Origin of the sequence: Mucisphaera sp., assembly GCF_965279675.1 — a bacterium.
Taxonomy (GTDB): Bacteria; Planctomycetota; Phycisphaerae; order Phycisphaerales; family Phycisphaeraceae; genus Mucisphaera.
In genome coordinates, this window is sequence record NZ_CBDIIJ010000002.1 from 2,875,059 (window position 1) to 2,893,345 (window position 18,287).

Below are 18,287 nucleotides of genomic sequence, written 5' to 3' on the forward strand. Positions count from 1 at the left end.
GGCCTGCCAGCGTGGCAGACAAGCTCGCCAACGCACAGATCTCGTCAAGCCGAACAGTTCACGTAACCTCCTTATAACTATGAGATTGTGCTCTGTGGGGGCCTGGCAGTCCGGCGTCCTGGATTGGCCCGGCAGTTGCGTAACAACTCTTCGCGGTTGGCGATCTCGCTACCGACACATCCACTCGACACCACGTACTCGCAGGAGAGTTACCACACGATGGCTGCCAAAGACCTTGCATTTGAGACCGAAGCACGCACCAAACTTCTGGCTGGCGTTGAGAAGCTGGCCGCAGCGGTGAAGAGCACCCTCGGACCCCGTGGCCGCAGCGCCGTGATCGACAAGAGCTGGGGCGGTCCCACCGTCACGAAGGACGGCGTCACCGTCGCTGAGGAAATCGAGCTCCGCGACCCGGACGAGAACATGGGTGCACAGCTGGTTAAAGAAGCCGCCAGCAAGACCTCTGACAAGGCCGGCGACGGGACCACGACCTCGACCGTGCTTGCCGAGGCACTGGTCAAGGAAGGCCTCCGCCAGATCACCGCCGGCGCCGATGCCAACGCCCTTGTTCGCGGCATGAAGCGGGCCGTCGAGAGTGTGACCACCTCTATCGAAAAGCTCGCCAAGCCGATCGATGCCACCCGCAAGGATGACATCGCCAACGTCGCCGCGATCAGCGCCAACAACGATCAGTCCATCGGCAAGATCATGGCCGACGCCTTCATGAAGGTCGGCAAGGATGGCGTGATCACTGTGGAAGAAGGCAAGGGCCTCGAAACCTACGTCGATGTCGTCGAAGGCATGCAGTTCGACCGCGGGTACCTCAGCCCGAACTTCGTCACCGATCAGGACGACATGAACGCCGTCCTCGAGAAGGCCTTTGTGCTCGTCTACGAGGACAAGATTGAATCGCTGCAGAAACTGGTTCCCCTGCTCGAGAAGGTCCAGCAGAGCAAACGCCCCCTGCTCATCATCGCCGAAGACGTCGCCGGCGAAGCGCTCGCGACCCTCGTCGTGAACAAGCTCCGCGGCGTTCTCAACATCTGTGCCGTGAAGGCTCCGGGCTACGGCGACCGCCGCAAGGCCATGCTCGAAGACATCGCCGTGCTCACCGGCGGCACCGCTATCATGAAAGACCTGGGTATTGAGCTCGATAAGGTCGAACTCGAGCACCTTGGCATCGCCAAGAAGATCACGGTCGACGCCGACAACACCACGATCATCGAGGGAGCCGGCGAGTCCAAGGCGATCCAGTCACGTATCGAGCAGATCCGCCGGGAGATCGAGGTCACCAGCAGCGATTACGACCGCGAGAAGCTCCAGGAGCGTCTGGCCAAGCTCTCCGGTGGGGTCGCTCAGGTCTACGTTGGGGCTGGCTCCGAGGCCGAGCTCAAAGAAAAGAAGGCACGCGTGGAAGACGCCCTCCACGCAACCCGCGCCGCCGTCGAAGAAGGCATCGTCCCGGGTGGTGGCGTCAGCTTTATCCGTGCCATCGATGGCCTCTCGAAGGTCGAGACCCACTCGGAAGACGAGAAGATCGGCGTTGATGTCGTCAAGAAGGCGCTGCAAGTGCCTCTCTGGACGATCGCGAACAACGCCGGCGAGCGAGGCTCGGTCGTTGTTCAGAAGGTGGCGGCCCAGAAGGGTGCCAATGGCTTCGACGCCCTCAAGCTCGAATACTGCGACCTTGTCGAGCGCGGTATTATCACGCCAGCCAAGGTCGATCGGACCGCCCTTCTCAACGCATCATCCGTGGCGACCCTGCTGCTGACCTGTGACTGCACCGTGACCTCTGTTCCCGAAGAGGAGGAAGCCGGTGCCGGTGCTCCGGGCGGCATGGGAGGTATGGGTGGCATGGGCGGCGGCATGCCTGGTATGGGAGGCATGGGCGGGATGGGTGGTATGCCCGGCATGATGTAAGCCGGTCGACCCATCACGCATCATTCACTTGTTATTCAGTCAGTCCCTTCAAACGACTTAAGCAGACAGAAACCTCAGAGAGGCAGCAACAGACATGGCAACCGCAACCAAGACCAAGATCACCCCGATCGATGACCGCGTCCTCGTCCGTCCCCAGAAGGCCGAAGAGAAGACCGCCAGCGGCATCTTCCTGCCCGAGTCCGCCAAGGAAAAGCCCGTCTCTGGCACGATCGTCGCCGCGGGACCCGGCAAGCTCAACGACGATGGCAGCCGGACACCGCTGAGCGTCAAGAAGGGTGACAAGGTGCTCTACGGCAAGTACGCCGGTACCGAAGTCGATATCGACGGCGAAGAACTCATGATCATGCGCGAGAGCGAACTGCTCGGCGTCGTCGAGGGCTAAGCCCCGGCCCGGTCCCTGAACCACAAGCACTCATCAGACTCGGCCCGGTCTCGAACCGGCGCCAGAGAGGATACGAATCAAGATGTCGAAGAAGCAGATGATCTACGGTGCCGAAGCGGCGGTCGAACTCCGCAAGGGCCTCGAAAAACTCGCCTCGGCCGTCAAGGTCACCATGGGCCCGACCGGACGCAACGTCGTCATGGAAAAGTCCTATGGCGGCCCGAAGGTCACCAAAGACGGTGTCTCTGTCGCCAAGGAAGTCGAGATCTCCGAGCCGTTCCAGAACATGGGCGCGAAGATGGTGATCGAAGTCGCCAAGCGCACCTCGGACAAGGCCGGTGACGGCACCACTACCGCGACCGTGCTGGCCGAAGCCATCTACAACGCCGGTCTTAAGCACGTCACCGCCGGCGCCAACCCGATTGCGCTTCAGCGTGGCATCACCGCCGCCGCTGAAGTGGCCAGTGGAGCCATCGAAGAGATGGCCACCAAGTGCAAGGGTAAAGACGATCTCCAGAAGGTCGCCACCGTCTCAGCCAACCACGACGCCGAAATCGGCGAGCTGATCGCAGAAGCTATTGACAAGGTGGGTGCCGATGGCGTTGTCGAAGTCGAAGAGGGCAAGTCCGCCGAGACCACCCTCGACTACGTCGAGGGCATGCAGTTCGACAAGGGCTACCTGTCTCCCTATTTCATGACCGACCCCGCGACGCAGGAGTGCGTCCTCGAAGACGCGCTGATCCTTATCCACGAAAAGAAGATCAGCAACCTCCCCGACCTGCTCCCACTGCTCAATAAGGTCGCCATGGCCCAGAAGCCGCTAGTCATCATCGCCGAGGACGTGGAGAACGAGGCCCTGGCCGCTCTGGTTGTCAACCGGCTGCGTGGCGTGCTCAAGGTTGCTGCGGTGAAGGCGCCCGGCTTCGGCGATCGCCGCAAGGCCATGCTCGGTGACATCGCGGCCCTGACCGGCGGCACCTTCCTCAGCGAAGACCTTGGCCAGCAGCTTGAGACCCTCGAGATCGATGCCCTCGGCACCGCCAAGCGCATCGTCATCGGCAAGGACAACACCACGATCATCGAAGGCGCCGGCAAGAAGAAGGACATCCAGCAGCGCATCGATCAGATCCGCTCGCAGATCGAAAAGACCACCAGCGACTACGACCGCGAGAAGCTCCAGGAGCGTCTGGCCAAGCTGACCGGTGGCGTGGCCATCATCCGTGTCGGCGGGGCCACCGAAACCTCCATGAAGGAGCGCAAGGACCGCGTCGATGACGCCCTCGCCGCGACCAAAGCCGCCGCTGAAGGTGGCTACGTCCCGGGCGGCGGGGTGGCCCTGCTCCGAGCCGTCGCCGCGGTCGAAGCAGGTCGCTCTAAAGCTAAAGGTGATGACAAGCTTGGCTTTGATATCGTCGCAGAGGCCCTTGAAGTACCTCTCCGCCAGATTGTTGAGAACGGTGGCGGTGACGGCTACGTCGTCGCCGAGAAGGTGAAGGAAAACAAGGGCGCTTTCGGCTACAACGCCGGCACCGAAGAGTTCTGCGACCTGGTCAAGGCTGGCATCATCGACCCGGCTCTGGTCCCCCAGACCGCGCTGGTAAACGCTGCCTCAGTGGCTGGCCTGATGCTCACCACCAACGTGCTCGTGACCGAACTCAAAGACGACAACGAGCCCGTCGCCGGAGCCGTGGCCTGATAGGAATGCTCCTTACGTGGCATAACCATCCCGGGCCCAGGGATTTTCCCTGGGCCTTTTTTCCAGATTGACGATAACGGGTACTCATGGCTAGCGATCGAGACTACTACAGCGTGCTGGGTGTCGATAAATCGGTCGACGCCGACGCCATCAAGCGCGCCTATCGCAAGCTCGCCATGAAGTATCACCCGGACAGAAACCCGGGCGACGCCGAGGCCGAAGCAAAGTTCAAGGAAGCCGCCGAGGCCTACGAGGTCCTCTCCGATCCGAACAAGCGCCAGCGGTACGACCAGTACGGCCACGCCGGCCTGAGAGGCACCAGCGGGCATGATTTCGGCTCGATGCGCGCCGACGACATCTTCTCGATCTTCGAAGATATCTTCGGCGGCGGGATGGGCGGGCAACGCGGACGTGCTGGCGGCCAGCGCACCCGACGCGGCTACGACCTCGAAACCGAAGTCGAGATCACCCTCGAAGACGTCGCCAACGGCACCGAGCGCGAAGTCGAGTTCACCCGGCAGGACCACTGTGAGACCTGCAGCGGCACGGGTGCCAAGCCCGGCTCCTCACCGGTCACCTGTGTCACCTGCGGCGGGGTCGGCCAAGTCCAGCAACAGGGCTTTGGCGGCATGTTCCGCATCGCCACCGCTTGCCCCTCCTGCAAGGGCGCTGGCCAAGTCATCAAAGACCGCTGTGAGTCATGCAACGGCTCGGGTCGCCAGCCCAAGCACCGCGTGCTCTCGGTCCGGATCCCCCCGGGTATCCACGACGGCCAGGCCATCCGTGTCCCGGGTGAAGGCGAACCCGGTGCCAACAAGGGGCCCCGAGGCGACCTACACGTCGTGGTGCGTGTGGCCCGGCACGAACTGTTCGACCGCGATGACGACCACCTCATCCTGAAGATGCCGGTCAGCTTTGCGCAGATGACCCTCGGAGCCGAGATCCAGGTGCCGGGCCTTGGCCAGGAGCACAAGACCACCATCAAGCCGGGCACGCAGCACGGCGAAACCATCCGGCTCCGCGGTGCCGGGCTGCCCAACCTCCGGGGCGGCGCCACCGGCGACCTCATCGTTCTGCTGCTGATCGAAGTGCCCAAGAAGCTCACGTCCAAGCAGAAGAAGGTTCTGCGTGAATACGCGGAAACCGAAGACCTGGACGTACTCCCCGAGGCAAAAGGCTTCTGGGAGCGCATGAAGAATTACATCGGCTCCGCCGCCGATTGATCGATGGAGTGATGACATGGATAAGAACGATCCCGATCAGCCATCCACGAACCCAGCCGAAGAACCACTGGCCGAGAATGCCGAGCCGACCAACGAAGACACCGACGGCCAGCCGCTCGATCAAGAGCAGGCAGACGAACTGAGTCCACTTGAGCAGGCCGAGCGTGACCGCGACGCCTTCGAAGAAAAGTACCTCCGAACCGCTGCCGACTATCAGAACTTCGTCCGCCGCTCGACCGCCAACATCGAATCGGCTCGCGAGCAGGCCATCCTCTCGATGGCACGCCAGCTGGTGGGTGTGATGGACACCTTCGACCGAGCCCTCCAGGTCGACCCCGACAAAACCACGGCCAGCGATCTGCTGGCCGGCGTCGGGCTGGTGCGCGAAGAACTGCTCAAGGCGCTCGCGGCCATGGGTGTCGATCGGATCGAAGCCAAACCCGGCGAGGAATTCGATCCATCGAAACACGAGGCGCTCATGCGTCAGCCGAGCGATGATTACGATTCCAACCACGTCGTATCCCAGTTTCAGCCCGGCTACACCGCCTGCGGCAAGACCGTCCGCGGTGCTCAGGTCAGCGTCAGCGAATAACAGGAGCCCTGGCCATGCCTACTTACGAATACCAGTGCGAGGCCTGCGAACATCAGTTCGAAGAATTCCAGTCGATCACCGCCAAACCGCTCCGCAAGTGCCCGTCATGCAGCAAGCCGAAGCTCAAACGGCTCATTGGGACTGGCGCAGGCGTCATCTTCAAGGGCTCGGGCTTTTACGAGACCGACTACCGATCCGAGGGCTACCAGAAGTCGGCCAAGGCCGAATCCGAGTCGGCCAAGCCCAACGATGAGTCCAAAGCCAAAACCGACAGCAAAACCGCGAAACCAGAAACCAAAGCCTCGGAAACCAAAACCGACAAACCCAAAAAGACCGCCAAACAGTCTTCGAAAGACTGATCGGAACCGCGATGACCCAAGCCGTCTCCGCCAACATCTACGACATCCTCGAAGAGCGTGGCCTGATCGCGCAGTCCACCGATGCGGAGATACGCAAACGCTTCGAGAAGCCGGTCACGGCCTACATCGGATTCGATCCCACCGCCGACTCGCTCCACATCGGCTCGCTGGTGCCGATCATGACGCTGGCCTGGCTCAGCCGCTGCGGCCACAAGCCGATCGTGCTCATCGGCGGCGCAACGGCACTCGTGGGCGATCCCTCCGGCAAGACCGAATCCAGACAGATGCTCAGCCGTGAGCAGATCGACGCCAACGCCTCGGTCTTCGCAGAACAGATCGGCCGAATCGTGCCCTTCGGCGACGGCCCCGACGAAGCCCTGATGCTGAACAACGCCGACTGGCTCACACCGCTCAGCTGGATCGAGCTGCTTCGGGAAGTCGGCAGCCGGGTCTCGGTCAACCGGATGCTCTCGATGGAAAGCGTCAAAGGACGCATCGACAGCGAGTCGGGCATCAGCTACCTCGAGTTCAGCTACATGATCATGCAGGCCTACGACTTCTACCACCTGCATCGCGCACACGGCTGCACCGTCCAGATGGGCGGTCAGGATCAGTGGGGCAACATCGTGATGGGTGTCGAACTCGGCCGGAAACTCGATGACGCCGAACTCGCCGGCCTGACCATGCCGCTCATCACCAAGGCCGATGGCGGGAAGTTCGGCAAGACCGAGAAGGGAGCCGTCTGGCTCGATCCCAAACGCACCTCCCCCTACGAGTTCTACCAGTTCTGGCGCAACACCCCCGACGCCTCCGTCGGCAACTACCTGCGCTACTTCACCTTCCTCCCGATCGAGCAGATCCGCGACCTGGAGAAGCTCGAAGGCCAGGCTCTCAACCAGGCCAAAGAGACCCTCGCGTTCGAGGTCACACGTCTCCTGCACGGCGAGGCAGAAGCCTCCGCTGCGCAGGCAGACTCACGCAAGGCCTTCAGCGCCGAGTTGGATGTCACCGGCGACTCGATCCCCCACGCCGCCATCGAAGCCAGCGAGCTCACCAACATCCGCGATCTCATCGTCCGCAGCGGGCTCGCCAAGTCCAACAGCGAGGCGCGGAAACTCGTTCAGGGTGGCGGGGTCCGGCTGGGCGAGGAAAAAATCACGGATTTCAACCGCCCCGTCAGCAGAGAAGACGCGCCCGAGGGGTATCTACTGGTGAGGGTCGGGAAGAAGCGCATGTATCGCTTCGATCTTATGTAGAAAGAACGACATGCCAAACCCATCGGGACTGACGGGGAGATGGATCAGCGTCTGCCTGCTCTGCCTCTTGCTCGCAGGCTGTCAGTACGCACCGGTCGATACCCGGCAGCACATCACGGAGACGACCTACCACACCGATCTGACCTGGGAAACCTATCCGTCGCTTCCGATGGGCGTGCTCGGGCATCGGGTGACTGCCAATCGGGATGCACTCGTGGTCACAGGCGGGTTTAGTGGGATGGGCAGCACCACCAACGCTATCCAGGTCTTCGACGGCAACCAGTGGCAACTCCTTGAATTGAAGCTACTCACCCCGCGCGCCATGCACGCACAGATCGCCCTCGCCGATGGACGCATCCTCCTGGCAGGCGGGCTGTCAGGTGCTGGTACCTCGGCACAGCCATTGACGAGCACCGAAATCATCGACTTTAAAGCCGGCCCAAACGGAAAGGTGGTCTCTGGCCCCGATCTCGCCTCGCCAACCAGATCGCCCTCGGGCCATCGCCTGCCCGATGGTCGGGTGGTCATCATCGGCGGGCAGCACGCGACGGTGATCGATCCCAGCGTCATGAATGACACCCTCAAAATCGAGCTGCAGGAAAAGCGCCTGGACCATGCCTCCGTCCTGCTCGACGGCAACCACATCGCCGTGATCGCGGGACGCACCCCGAGCATCGAACGCCTCGATATCGACAGCCGACAGTCCACCCTGCTGCCAGACCGTCTGCCGCTGGCGATCGACGATTTCCGCGCCGCAAGACTCACCGACGGCCGCGTCTGGATCCTCGGCGGGCAGGACAGCGACACCGGCAACACCCTCGAAGAAACCTGGCTCCTCGACCCTATGCAACCCGGCAACCTTACCCGGGGCCCTACCCTCGGGCTCTCGGCCGGCATCGCCGACGCCTGCCTCGTGATCGCTGACAGTCGGCGCGCCTGGCTGCTGGGCGGCGAGTCCCAGGCCTCAGGGAAAGATGACGAACTACAGACCGTCAGGATGCTCGACCTGGAACGGGCCCGCATCATCAGGCAGACGGCCATGGGCCACGACCACGACGACGCCGCAGCAGCTTACTGGCGAGGACGCCTCATCATCCTCGGCGGGCTCTCCTACCTGAATCTGATGGGTCAGACCGTGCCCTATCCGAACGACCAGGTCGAATCAGCCGTGATCGTTGATGCTCTGACGAACTAAGCACCCCGCCGCCCCGCCTATCGCCAACCCTATCCCTCGGAACAGTCCGGGCTTGTGATCCTGGCGGATTTACCCGATGCTTTAGGAGTCAGATTGACACCGCCTGCTGCAGGTAGCCACGCACACAGAGATCCATGAGCAACTTCAAGCGTTTCTTCTTCCGCGGACTGGGGATCATCCTCCCAACCGTCCTCACCGCCTACCTGCTCGTGCTCGCCTACGGCTTTGTCAACGACAACATCGCCGAGCCGTTGAACACCGGCGTCCGCGAAGCCCTCCTCCAACTCACCTACTACCCCGCTCCGACCGACGCCGACATGGAACGTGCCGGACTCGACCTGCCCCCCGAGGTCGAGCAGGAATGGGCCGTCATCGATGACGAACGCCGCAGCAAACTCGGGGCCTCCTACAACCGCGCCCAGCAGATCGAAGCCCGCCGACAATGGCTCGGCACCCGGCCCGAGGTCCAACTCACCGCACGCCGACTCGCCCTCCAGCGCAACTGGGACTCGGTCACCCTTGGCACCTGGCCGGTGCTCGATCTGGTCGGCCTGCTCCTCGCGGCCATCCTCATCTACTTCATCGGCATGCTCCTGGGCAGCTACCTGGGCAAGGCGATCTACAAGCAGACCGAAGACTTCATCCTCGCCATCCCCCTTGTCAGCCGGGTCTACCCCTCGGTCAAGCAGGTCACCGATTTCTTCTTTGGCGACCGGCCAGCCAATCAGAAGATCAACTTCAATCGCGTGGTCGCCGTCCAGTACCCACGCAAGGGCCTCTGGTCCGTCGGCCTGGTCACCGGCGAAACCATGCGCATGATTCAGGATGAGGCGGGCGTAGACTGCCTAACCGTTTTTATCCCTAGCTCCCCCACGCCATTCACCGGCTATGTCATCACCGTCCCCCGCAGCGAAACCCTCGATCTGCCGATCACCATAGAAGAGGCTCTTAAGTTCGCCGTCAGTGGAGGCGTCCTCATCCCCAGCGGCCAGATCATCGAGCACCAGGTGGAACTCACACCCGTTGATAACGAGGACCGGCCCGCCACCGCCGAAGAACCTTCTCACGCAAGCAAGTCTTGAGTGTCTGTTTCACAAGGGCCGACAACGGCCAGAAATCGCAGGGTATGTCACCCGAAGGAGGCCTGATTTTGGAAATCACCGTAACCGGCAAACACTTCGACGTCACCGACGGCATCCGGGACTACACCGCTCAGCGGCTCGAAAAGATCACCCGTTACTTCGACGGCGCCAGCAAGGCCGAGGTTATCCTCGATAAGGACGAGCCCTCCCAGTATGGCGTCGAAATTATCGTCCACGTCCCCCAGAGAGACCCCGTCATCGCCGTCGACCGTGGCGACGACCTCTACAAAAGCATCGACCTGGCCACCGATAAAGCAGCCAGACAGGTCCACGACCACAAAGAAAAAACCCGCAGCCACAAGGGCTGACACCTTCACCCGAGTCATCGTGGTTGCTGCGAAGCCGGGCAAAAAGCCTTAAGATCAGGCTTTGCACGGCTAAGGAAACTGTATGAAGCTCCAGTCATTTATCGCCTCGCACGCCATCCTCCCGGAACTGTCCTCGACATCCCGTGACGATGTCATCCGAGAGTTGATCGACTCGGTCCTCCAGGACGCCGACATCGCCGACCCGAGCCTCGCTCAGGAATTGATCGATGCCATCATCGAACGCGAGAAGCACGGCTCAACAGGCTTTGGCAAAGGCGTCGCAGTTCCCCACGTCAAGCACGACCAGATCAAGAAGATGGCCGCCGCGGTAGGAGTTAGCGCCAAAGGCGTCGACTTCAACGCTCTCGACAAACAACCCGTTTACTCGATCATCCTTCTCCTCTCACCCAAAGATAAACCCGACGAGCACCTGCAGGCCATGGAGAGCATTTTCTCCCAACTGCAAAACGATCAGTTCCGAAAGTTCCTCCGGCAGTCATCCACCAAGCAGGAAATCGAAGAGCTGATCGAAGAGGCCGACGCCCAACAGCTACCCAGCTGATCACGGACGGGCGCCATGATCGCAAGCACTGGAGAACTGGCTTGAACCAGCCATCTTCATCATCCTCAGGCATCGGACCTGCATCCGGCACCCCGGCGAGCAGTCACCGTGCCGAGACCACTGTCATAATCAGCAACCGGCTGGGTATGCACGCCCGGCCGGCGATGTCCTTCGTCGACACCGCCTCCCAGTTCAGCGCCGAAATCACGGTCTATAAAAAAGATCAGGCCGTCGATGCCAAGAGCATCATGCAACTCATGATGCTCGCCGCGACCAAGGGCACCGAACTCCGCATCGTGGCCGACGGCAACGACGCCGAAGAGGCCCTCACCGCCCTCGAAGACCTCGTCAAACGTGGTTTCGACGAAGACTGACGCCCGTTATCACATACAAACCCGCTCCGACCACCACGAACACATGCAGGGGATCCGCAGTTGCCAGCCACAGCGCGATCCCGGGGCCGACACCGATCATCACCCAGCCAGCCAATCCAAGATCCGCTGGACGCCGTACCGCCAACGGCGTTACCAACCCAACTACCACGACTAGGCCGATCACCGCGGCCTGAGGCCCCACCAAACCCGCAGCGAGCAGCAACCCCGCGAGCGGAAAGGGCAAACCGAAGTAACGCTCGCCCCCGCTGGCGAGCAGCGCGCCTTCGCGAAGCAGCACCGCCCGCACCACGCCCGAAATCACGAGCAGTCCTGCGAGCCACCCGGCTATCAGCCCTGATTGCCAGGCAACGAGCCCCGGCACCAGCACGAACGCCACCAGATCGGCGACCCGGTCCGCGCGCTGCCCAAACCTCGAAACCACCCCCCAGCTCCGAGCCAGCGGGCCATCCACCGCATCCAGCAGCGCCGCTACCAACAGCCAGTAAAGCAGCAACCTCGGCTCAGCCAGCGAGGCCAGATACCCCCCCACCAGACCCACAACGGCAACCAGTAAGGTCAGGCTGTTGACAACCACCCAGCCCAAGCGAGCAGCTGAGGCCGGAACGACCAACAAACCCGGGTTGTCGACACGCGAGATTCGACTCATTATGCAAGGTCCATGTCGCAGACCAATGCTCAGCTCCAGGCCTCCGTGACCCCGCATCGCAGGGGGAGACCTGTACGAAGCGTCCGTAAGCGCCTCTTGGCTCTGCTGATCAGCGCGGCCTGCCTAATAGCATTGGTATGGCTGAATCGTATGGAGCCCGACGCCCGCGGGATAGGCACCCACGAACAATTAGGCGTCGAAGCCTGCGGCTGGGCGAGCCGGCTCGACTTTCCCTGCCCTACCTGTGGCGTCACCACCGCCGCTTCGCTAGCAGCCAACGGCCAATTGTTCAGCTCTCTTATGACGCAGCCCTTCGGCTTCCTGCTCGCCCTGGCTCTCGCCGTGGTCTTCTGGCAGCAACTCGGCACCGCTGCGCTGAGTTGGCCCGGACCCCACTGGACCCGTATGCTCATCAGCGGCAGAGTATGGACCACCACCATCATCCTCCTCGCGCTCGGCTGGGGATGGAAGATCCTCACCTGGACCTGACACACTTTAGAAGGAAGCTCGATGAACCACGCAGGTCGATGGACCGCCATACTCCTGATCGCCGTGCTTAGCCTGAGCACGGCCGGTTGTGATTTCTTCGCCTGGATGGCACTCGGCTACGAACAAACCCAGGAAGTCGATGCCGCCTACACAGGCCTCGAAGGACGTAGCGTCGCCGTGCTCGTCGCAGCCGACGACCAGATCCTCTTCCAACACCCCACCGCCGATCGACTCATCGGCCAGCAGGTCTCGGCCACGCTCGCACAAGCCGTCGACAACATCAGAATCGCCGAGCCCAGCCAGATCCGCGACTTCATCGAAGAGAACCCATACTGGGAAACACTCCTTCCCTCACAACTCATCGAGGGCCTCGGCGTCGATCGGCTCCTGCTTGTCGGACTCTACGAGTACCGCCTGCACGAACCCGGCAACGCCCACGTCTGGCGAGGCATCATGAGCGCCGACATCAGCGTCATCGAAGCCGAAGCCGAAGACCCCGACAACGCCAGCTTCGCCACCGTCATCGAAGCCGAATACCCCACGGTTAACGAGATAGGCGTCATCAATTCGGACAGCCAGTCCATAGAGTTCGGACTCCTTCAGACCTTCGCCGTCAAAACCGCCAATCTATTCCGAAAGCACGAGGTGCCCCGTTGAGCCTCGCCCAACGCAGCGTCCTCACGCTCACCGCCTTGCTCCTGCTGGTTAACGCAGGATGCCAGGAGATCGGCTTCATCGGCCAGGCCGCCGCACACCTCACAGGGCTCGATCGAATCCCCGCTCAGCACGAGATCGACCGGCGGCCCACCGTCGTCCTCGTCGATGACCCCAACAACCTGCTCGGCTCGCCCGCCCTGGCCACCCAACTCGCTGGCCTGATCGGCTTCCACCTAGTCGAACACACAGACCTCGTCGATGAAGACCTGATCTCCCAGCGGCGCGTCAGCGAACTCTCCGAAAGACTCGGAAAAGCCTTCGCTCAGACGCCCATGGACGCCATCGGCGAACAGGTCGGCGCCGAACAGCTCATCAGCGTGCTGATTGTTTCAGCCGACCAGCAGATGGCACCCGGACTCATGCGCCCCCGTGCCACCGCCCGCGTCGAACTCATCGACGTCACCGAAGGCCGACGTATCTTCCCTCCCGAGGCCGACGCGTCCAGCCCATCACTCCTGACCCAGGGCTACACCGTCTCGGTCGATCTCCAGGTCCAGTCCGCGCAGCAGGGACGAGCCACTCTCCGACTCGCTTCGCAGCAACTCGTCCAGGCCCTGGCGATCGAAGTCGCCCAGCTCTTCTACAGCCACGAGCCGGACAGTTAATCGATGACGACCGTCCAACTCGCCATCGAACCCGACGCCCTCGAACTCCTCCGCATCATGGCACTGCGCCCGAGTGATCCCGGCACAGTCTGGGTCATGACCGGAGGCCAGGCCGTGCGCGATCGACTCAGCCACGCCGACCTCCACCCCGAGATACTCATCTCACCGCCACTCGGCAGCCCGGTCCTCGGCTACCCACGCCTGCGAAAAGCTCCTCAGATCTATCGCAAGCCGGATCGCGTCGCGATCTGGTCCCGAAGGTCCAGAAGCTGGGCCCAGTGGATGTGGCCCAACACCAGGATCGAAGCCGGCACCGACCTCGAAGACCCCGAAGTCCTCGCCGAACTCGTCACCGTCCTCACAGCCGAATGCGATCGAGAAGACATCCGTCAGAGCTGGCGACAGCAAGCCGGCATCCCAGCCAATCAGCCCACGCCCCCACTGATCGGCCTGCTCACCGACCGACCCAGGCAGGCACGGCTGGCCACCATCGCCATCGGGCTCGGCCTCGTCGTCGAAACCCTGGAGATGCACGGGCTCGCCTGCCCCCGCCTCATCCTCGAACCCGCCAACCACGACCGCCCTCAGGTCGAAAGCCTCTGGACCGAATCCGTCCTCGCCCCAGTCCTCCAGCAGGACCCCGCCTGGGTCTGGCCCTGGCCCCAACTGCACGCCCCCGATGGCCTGCTGATCCCCGCCTCCGCACGACGCCCAAGGCTCATCTGCACCCTGGCCCTGACCCTCGGCCAGAAAGTGATCCTCGAAACCACCACCCCCGCAAAATTCCAGGACCTCGCCGAACAGACCGAATCGGTCAGGGTCATCAATGAAGGCGACTCCCGAGGCATCGCAGAAAGCGTGATATGGCTCGCACACACCCGCCAGCCAATCGCCAGATCAACCGACAGACTTGACCCTTGAGCGCCCCCACGGCTACAGTGTCAAACGTTAGAACAATGCAAGATTCTCCACGCAGGGATTTCCCCGGGTGTTCCGAGAATCGATCAACAACTCGGTGCCTTTGAGACTCGGTGAGTGCCTTCTCAAAGAACCGATGAATCGAGCCGGTCAGCCGGCTCGGACGCTAGGCCGAAAGGCCAGCGGGATAGATTGAGGACCTGCTCTCCCACACGCTGCCAAGACCTCTTCAGCGTGATATCAAGGCCCCTTGCCCTCGCGGCATGCCTCTGCTCAGGCAGAGTGCGCCTTGCAATGGCCGACCGGCGTCTTTAATCCCCGCTGAGCGTTCTGACAAGCGCGTCGTCCCGGCGCACGAAAGCTCAGCATGCCCAGCCCACTCCTCACCCCCGTCTCCCTCCTCCTGACCCAGGTCTCCACCCCGACCGCCACGCTCATGCTCATCGCCGGGCTGATCGTTGGAGGCGTTGCCGCCGTGATTCTCTCCCGATTCATGGGCAGTCAGAGCCTGGCCAGAGCCAGAAGCGAAGCAGACAGCATCCTCGCCGCCGCCAAAGCCGAAGGCGAAACCCTCCGCAAGCAGATCGAACTCGACGCCCGCAGCGAGTCCACCAGGCTCCGCGAGAACTTCGAGAAAGAAACCGAAGCCGCCCGCAACGAGATCAAGGAAATCGAGCGCCGCCTCACCAAACGCGAGGACAACCTCGACCGCAAGCTCGACACCCTCACCAGCCGGGAAGACGCCCTCACCAAGCTCGAGGACGACGTCAAATCCCGCGAGGTCAAGGTCCGCGACAGGGACGCCGAACTCGACCGCCTCCTCGCCGAGCACCGCGAGCTCCTCGACAAAGCCCGCGAAGAACAGAAACACGAGCTGCTCCGCATCTCCAAGCTCTCCGAGGACGACGCCCGCAAGCAGGCCCTCCGCGCCATCGAACTCGAAGCCCAGGAAGAAGCCGGCCAGCTCATCCAGCGCATCACCGAGCGCACCGAGGAAGAAGCCCGCCAGAAATCCCTCGAAATCACCCTCAACGCCATCCAGCGATACGCCTCCGAGCACACCGCCGAGGCCACCGTCTCCGCCATCGCCATCCCCTCCGACGACCTCAAAGGCCGGGTCATCGGCCGCGAGGGCCGCAACATCCGCGCCTTCGAAAAAGCCACCGGCGTCGATGTCATCGTCGACGACACGCCGGGCGTCATCGTCGTCTCCTGCTTCGACCCCATCCGCCGGGCCGTCGCCTCCCAATCCCTCCAGAAACTCGTCGACGACGGCCGCATCCACCCGACGCGCATCGAAGAAGTCGTCGAACAGATGACCAAGGAGATCCAGGAACGCGTCGTCAAGCACGGCCAGGACGCCTGCATCGAAGCCCACATCCGCGGGCTCCACCCCCGTATCTCCGAGATGGTCGGCCGCCTCTACTACCGCATGTCCTACGGCCAGAACATCCTCCGCCACTCGATGGAAGTCGCCTACCTCTCTCAGGTCATCGCCGACCAACTCGGCCTCGACGGCGAGCTCGCCCGACGCTGCGGCTTCCTCCACGACCTCGGCAAGGCCATGGACCACGAAGTCGAAGGCGGCCACCCTGCCATCGGCATGGAGTTCGCCCGCAAGCACGGTGAAACCGATGAAGCCGTCCTCAACGCCATCGGCGGACACCACAACGACATCCCCTCCACCACCCCCTACACCCCCATCGTCATGGCCGCCGATGCCATCTCCGGCGCCCGCCCCGGCGCTCGCCGCGAAACGCTAGAAAAATATGTCCGCCGCCTCGAACAGCTCGAAGGCATCGCCACCGAGCACCAGGGCGTCCAGCAGGCCTACGCCATCCAGGCCGGCCGCGAAGTCCGCGTCATCGTCGACCCTGACAACATCAACGACGAAAAGTGCGCCTACATCGCCCGCGACATCGCCAAACGCGTCTCCGAAGAAATGACCTTCCCCGGCGAAATCAAAGTCACTGTCCTCCGCGAAATGCGAACCATCGAATTCGCCCGCTAAGCCACCTCAGCTAGTAAGCCAGTCCCACCCGGGTGCCACGCCCCTTTCAGGGGCGTGCCCGACGACCCAATAACTCGGGTGGCTGTGGTCAGACCGAAGGTCTGCCCACAGAACCAGAGAGCACACGCCAAGCCATCACGCGCGGACCGAAAGACCCCACAGCCCACCTACAATATGGGCATGGCCACCCCCGCCCAGCCCGAAACCTTCCGCTGCCCCCGCTGCCGCGCCCGTATGACGCCGGGCGTCCTCCCCATCGCCGCCGGTCTCAGCTGGCTCCCGCTCTCACCCAATGCCACCCCTGCTATGGCCGAAGGCCTCCCCGGCACCCACGCCATCATGCGTCCCAACCGGCTACCCGCCTGGCGATGCCGAGCCTGCGAGCTCGTGCTCTTCCGCCACGGCCGCAAAATGACCGACCCCCTCGCCGAACCGGACGAACTGCCGCCCGAAGAGATCGAACCTCTCGATCCCCGCCGCGACAAATAGACCGCTACTTACTGACTCTGCCCCGTGTAATACACCAGCCCATTCGGCCGATCGATGACCAACCGACTCTGCATCAGCCCGGCCTGCGGATGCTGAGACAACCGCTCATACCGCTCCGGATTCACAATCGCATCCGGGTTCCAAGCCGGGCTGAACATCCCCGCCGACTCCGGCACCACCAGAGGCAGCACACCCCCGCCCTGCATCCCGGACATCCCGCCGGTCGGTATCGCCGTCATCACCGGCGTGTACCCCTGCGAAATCAAAGCATCAATCACCGTCGCAGTTGCCCGAAACCGAAACGCCACCCGATGCGATTGCACCACCATCAACCCTCCCTGCAACTGACTCACCTGCGATGAGTTCAGCGGGGCCATGTACACATTGAAGATCTCATAGATATCCGCAGACCCCTGCGACGCCTCTGGCCGAGTTGGCACCTCAACAGCCACCACAGCCACATCCGGTTCCATCCCCGCGGTCGCCGGCGCCTCCTCCGGCGTTTCGCCACATCCCGTCATCAAGCCAAGCATCATCACCAAACAGCAAGCCGGGGTACGCCTCATCGTTTCAACCTCCTACTCCGCCTCTTCCCGCCCAAACCGCCGCTGCCGCCCCGCGTAGTCACGCAGCGCCGCATGAAAATCCTCCACCGTGAAGTCCGGCCACAGCGTCTCGGTCACATACAACTCCGCATAACTAAGCTGCCACAGCAGGTAGTTGCTCAGCCGCATCTCCCCCGAAGTCCGAATCAGCAGATCAGGGTCAGCCGACCCCGCCGTCCCCAACCGACTCGCGATCAGGTCCTCATCCACCTCAGCAGGCTCCACCTCACCGCTCGCGATGTCGTCAGCGATCGAACGCACCGCCGAAGTCATCTCCTGACGACTGCCGTAATTCAATGCCAGGTAAAGCGTCAAGCCCGTATGCCCGGCCGTTAGCTCCGCGTTCCGATCCAGCTCTGCCAGCACCCGCTTCGGCAACCCCTCGCGCTGACCAAGATGCCGAAACCGCAGATTGTTATCGATCAGCAGCGGCCGCTGCGAAACCAGATACTCCGTGTAAAGGTCCATCAGACAGCCCACCTCCGCCTCCGCCCGCGCCCAGTTTTCCGTCGAGAAACTGTAAAGCGTCATCGCCTCAATCCCCAACCGACTCGCCGCCTCCACCACAGGCGGGGTTCGCACCGCACCCGCCTTGTGACCCTCACTCCGATCCAGCCCCCGCGCCTTCGCCCACCGGCCGTTCCCATCCATGATGATCGCCACATGCCTCGGCAGCACCGAAAACCCGCCAACACCCGCCTCCGACTCAAGCGATGACCGCGACAACGTCATAGACAAACACCCAATCGAAATGAG

General features: G+C 62.6%; 21 protein-coding genes. 18 read left to right on the forward strand and 3 right to left on the reverse strand.

The features are described from left to right. Window positions 1-219: 219 nt before the first annotated feature. The 12 genes from groL (ACQZAB_RS12345) (at window position 220) to ACQZAB_RS12400 (ending at window position 11,030) form a co-directional block, all read left to right on the forward strand. Complete coding sequence (groL, locus tag ACQZAB_RS12345; protein ID WP_428389827.1) at window positions 220-1,920, forward strand: chaperonin GroEL; 1,701 nt, start codon at window positions 220-222, stop codon at window positions 1,918-1,920. Between the two features lie 94 nt (window positions 1,921-2,014). Next, the gene (locus tag ACQZAB_RS12350) at window positions 2,015-2,323 is read left to right on the forward strand and encodes a co-chaperone GroES (RefSeq protein ID WP_428389828.1); all 309 of its coding nucleotides are present in this window, start codon (window positions 2,015-2,017) and stop codon (window positions 2,321-2,323) included. 82 nt (window positions 2,324-2,405) lie between these two features. Next, window positions 2,406-4,019 (forward strand): chaperonin GroEL, encoded by a 1,614-nt coding sequence (gene groL / locus ACQZAB_RS12355; RefSeq protein WP_428389829.1) that lies wholly within the window; start codon window positions 2,406-2,408, stop codon window positions 4,017-4,019. 86 nt (window positions 4,020-4,105) lie between these two features. Beyond that, window positions 4,106-5,242: a molecular chaperone DnaJ gene (dnaJ, locus tag ACQZAB_RS12360; RefSeq protein WP_428389830.1), complete on the forward strand. Its 1,137-nt coding sequence runs from the start codon at window positions 4,106-4,108 to the stop codon at window positions 5,240-5,242. 16 nt (window positions 5,243-5,258) lie between these two features. Continuing rightward, window positions 5,259-5,834, forward strand: a complete 576-nt coding sequence (locus tag ACQZAB_RS12365) for a nucleotide exchange factor GrpE (RefSeq protein WP_428389831.1) — start codon at window positions 5,259-5,261, stop codon at window positions 5,832-5,834. A gap of 14 nt (window positions 5,835-5,848) precedes the next feature. Then, window positions 5,849-6,193: an FmdB family zinc ribbon protein gene (locus tag ACQZAB_RS12370; RefSeq protein ID WP_428389832.1), complete on the forward strand. Its 345-nt coding sequence runs from the start codon at window positions 5,849-5,851 to the stop codon at window positions 6,191-6,193. 11 nt (window positions 6,194-6,204) lie between these two features. Then, window positions 6,205-7,449 (forward strand): tyrosine--tRNA ligase, encoded by a 1,245-nt coding sequence (gene tyrS, locus ACQZAB_RS12375; RefSeq protein ID WP_428389833.1) that lies wholly within the window; start codon window positions 6,205-6,207, stop codon window positions 7,447-7,449. Between the two features lie 10 nt (window positions 7,450-7,459). Then, entirely contained in the window at window positions 7,460-8,644 is a 1,185-nt protein-coding gene (locus tag ACQZAB_RS12380; protein WP_428389834.1) for a hypothetical protein, read from the forward strand. Window positions 8,645-8,778: 134 nt separating this feature from the next. Then, complete coding sequence (locus tag ACQZAB_RS12385) at window positions 8,779-9,726, forward strand: DUF502 domain-containing protein (protein WP_428389835.1); 948 nt, start codon at window positions 8,779-8,781, stop codon at window positions 9,724-9,726. A gap of 68 nt (window positions 9,727-9,794) precedes the next feature. Further along, on the forward strand, window positions 9,795-10,094 hold the full coding sequence (gene hpf / locus ACQZAB_RS12390; RefSeq protein ID WP_428389836.1) for a ribosome hibernation-promoting factor, HPF/YfiA family: 300 nt from the start codon (window positions 9,795-9,797) through the stop codon (window positions 10,092-10,094). An 82-nt stretch (window positions 10,095-10,176) separates the two neighbouring features. Next, complete coding sequence (locus ACQZAB_RS12395; protein WP_428389837.1) at window positions 10,177-10,656, forward strand: PTS sugar transporter subunit IIA; 480 nt, start codon at window positions 10,177-10,179, stop codon at window positions 10,654-10,656. A gap of 71 nt (window positions 10,657-10,727) precedes the next feature. After that, window positions 10,728-11,030 (forward strand): HPr family phosphocarrier protein, encoded by a 303-nt coding sequence (locus ACQZAB_RS12400; RefSeq protein WP_428390161.1) that lies wholly within the window; start codon window positions 10,728-10,730, stop codon window positions 11,028-11,030. Here ACQZAB_RS12400 and ACQZAB_RS12405 read toward each other — a convergent pair. Next, entirely contained in the window at window positions 11,005-11,697 is a 693-nt protein-coding gene (locus ACQZAB_RS12405; RefSeq protein WP_428389838.1) for a CDP-alcohol phosphatidyltransferase family protein, read from the reverse strand. The genes ACQZAB_RS12400 and ACQZAB_RS12405 overlap by 26 nt on opposite strands. A gap of 150 nt (window positions 11,698-11,847) precedes the next feature. Between ACQZAB_RS12405 and ACQZAB_RS12410 the strand changes: the two genes are divergently transcribed. From ACQZAB_RS12410 to ACQZAB_RS12435, 6 genes are all read left to right on the forward strand, one after another. Next, window positions 11,848-12,186, forward strand: coding sequence for a DUF2752 domain-containing protein (locus ACQZAB_RS12410; protein WP_428389839.1), 339 nt, complete (start codon window positions 11,848-11,850; stop codon window positions 12,184-12,186). A gap of 21 nt (window positions 12,187-12,207) precedes the next feature. Next, window positions 12,208-12,843 carry a hypothetical protein gene (locus ACQZAB_RS12415; protein WP_428389840.1) on the forward strand — a complete coding sequence of 212 codons (636 nt, stop codon included), beginning with the start codon at window positions 12,208-12,210 and terminating at the stop codon, window positions 12,841-12,843. Continuing rightward, window positions 12,840-13,508 carry a hypothetical protein gene (locus ACQZAB_RS12420; protein ID WP_428389841.1) on the forward strand — a complete coding sequence of 223 codons (669 nt, stop codon included), beginning with the start codon at window positions 12,840-12,842 and terminating at the stop codon, window positions 13,506-13,508. The genes ACQZAB_RS12415 and ACQZAB_RS12420 overlap by 4 nt, the downstream gene beginning before the upstream one ends. Window positions 13,509-13,511: 3 nt before the next feature. Then, on the forward strand, window positions 13,512-14,429 hold the full coding sequence (locus ACQZAB_RS12425; protein WP_428389842.1) for a hypothetical protein: 918 nt from the start codon (window positions 13,512-13,514) through the stop codon (window positions 14,427-14,429). A 364-nt stretch (window positions 14,430-14,793) separates the two neighbouring features. After that, window positions 14,794-16,437 (forward strand): ribonuclease Y, encoded by a 1,644-nt coding sequence (gene rny, locus ACQZAB_RS12430; protein WP_428389843.1) that lies wholly within the window; start codon window positions 14,794-14,796, stop codon window positions 16,435-16,437. A gap of 180 nt (window positions 16,438-16,617) precedes the next feature. Then, entirely contained in the window at window positions 16,618-16,926 is a 309-nt protein-coding gene (locus ACQZAB_RS12435; RefSeq protein ID WP_428389844.1) for a PF20097 family protein, read from the forward strand. 8 nt (window positions 16,927-16,934) lie between these two features. Here ACQZAB_RS12435 and ACQZAB_RS12440 read toward each other — a convergent pair whose 3' ends face one another. Beyond that, the gene (locus tag ACQZAB_RS12440; RefSeq protein WP_428389845.1) at window positions 16,935-17,492 is read right to left on the reverse strand and encodes a hypothetical protein; all 558 of its coding nucleotides are present in this window, start codon (window positions 17,490-17,492) and stop codon (window positions 16,935-16,937) included. A gap of 12 nt (window positions 17,493-17,504) precedes the next feature. After that, window positions 17,505-18,263 (reverse strand): polyprenyl diphosphate synthase, encoded by a 759-nt coding sequence (gene uppS, locus ACQZAB_RS12445; protein ID WP_428389846.1) that lies wholly within the window; start codon window positions 18,261-18,263, stop codon window positions 17,505-17,507. Window positions 18,264-18,287 lie beyond the last annotated feature (24 nt).

Coding starts and splice junctions, on each gene's coding strand:
- ACQZAB_RS12435 (WP_428389844.1), top strand. CDS start 16,618: ATGGCCACCCCCGCCCAGCCCGAAACCTTCCGCTGCCCCCGCTGCCGC.
- ACQZAB_RS12395 (WP_428389837.1), top strand. CDS start 10,177: ATGAAGCTCCAGTCATTTATCGCCTCGCACGCCATCCTCCCGGAACTG.
- dnaJ (WP_428389830.1), top strand. CDS start 4,106: ATGGCTAGCGATCGAGACTACTACAGCGTGCTGGGTGTCGATAAATCG.
- uppS (WP_428389846.1), bottom strand. CDS start 18,263: ATGACGTTGTCGCGGTCATCGCTTGAGTCGGAGGCGGGTGTTGGCGGG.
- ACQZAB_RS12410 (WP_428389839.1), top strand. CDS start 11,848: ATGGAGCCCGACGCCCGCGGGATAGGCACCCACGAACAATTAGGCGTC.
- ACQZAB_RS12385 (WP_428389835.1), top strand. CDS start 8,779: ATGAGCAACTTCAAGCGTTTCTTCTTCCGCGGACTGGGGATCATCCTC.
- tyrS (WP_428389833.1), top strand. CDS start 6,205: ATGACCCAAGCCGTCTCCGCCAACATCTACGACATCCTCGAAGAGCGT.
- ACQZAB_RS12405 (WP_428389838.1), bottom strand. CDS start 11,697: ATGAGTCGAATCTCGCGTGTCGACAACCCGGGTTTGTTGGTCGTTCCG.
- ACQZAB_RS12380 (WP_428389834.1), top strand. CDS start 7,460: ATGCCAAACCCATCGGGACTGACGGGGAGATGGATCAGCGTCTGCCTG.
- groL (WP_428389827.1), top strand. CDS start 220: ATGGCTGCCAAAGACCTTGCATTTGAGACCGAAGCACGCACCAAACTT.
- rny (WP_428389843.1), top strand. CDS start 14,794: ATGCCCAGCCCACTCCTCACCCCCGTCTCCCTCCTCCTGACCCAGGTC.
- ACQZAB_RS12415 (WP_428389840.1), top strand. CDS start 12,208: ATGAACCACGCAGGTCGATGGACCGCCATACTCCTGATCGCCGTGCTT.
- ACQZAB_RS12350 (WP_428389828.1), top strand. CDS start 2,015: ATGGCAACCGCAACCAAGACCAAGATCACCCCGATCGATGACCGCGTC.
- groL (WP_428389829.1), top strand. CDS start 2,406: ATGTCGAAGAAGCAGATGATCTACGGTGCCGAAGCGGCGGTCGAACTC.
- ACQZAB_RS12440 (WP_428389845.1), bottom strand. CDS start 17,492: ATGAGGCGTACCCCGGCTTGCTGTTTGGTGATGATGCTTGGCTTGATG.
- ACQZAB_RS12425 (WP_428389842.1), top strand. CDS start 13,512: ATGACGACCGTCCAACTCGCCATCGAACCCGACGCCCTCGAACTCCTC.
- ACQZAB_RS12370 (WP_428389832.1), top strand. CDS start 5,849: ATGCCTACTTACGAATACCAGTGCGAGGCCTGCGAACATCAGTTCGAA.
- ACQZAB_RS12365 (WP_428389831.1), top strand. CDS start 5,259: ATGGATAAGAACGATCCCGATCAGCCATCCACGAACCCAGCCGAAGAA.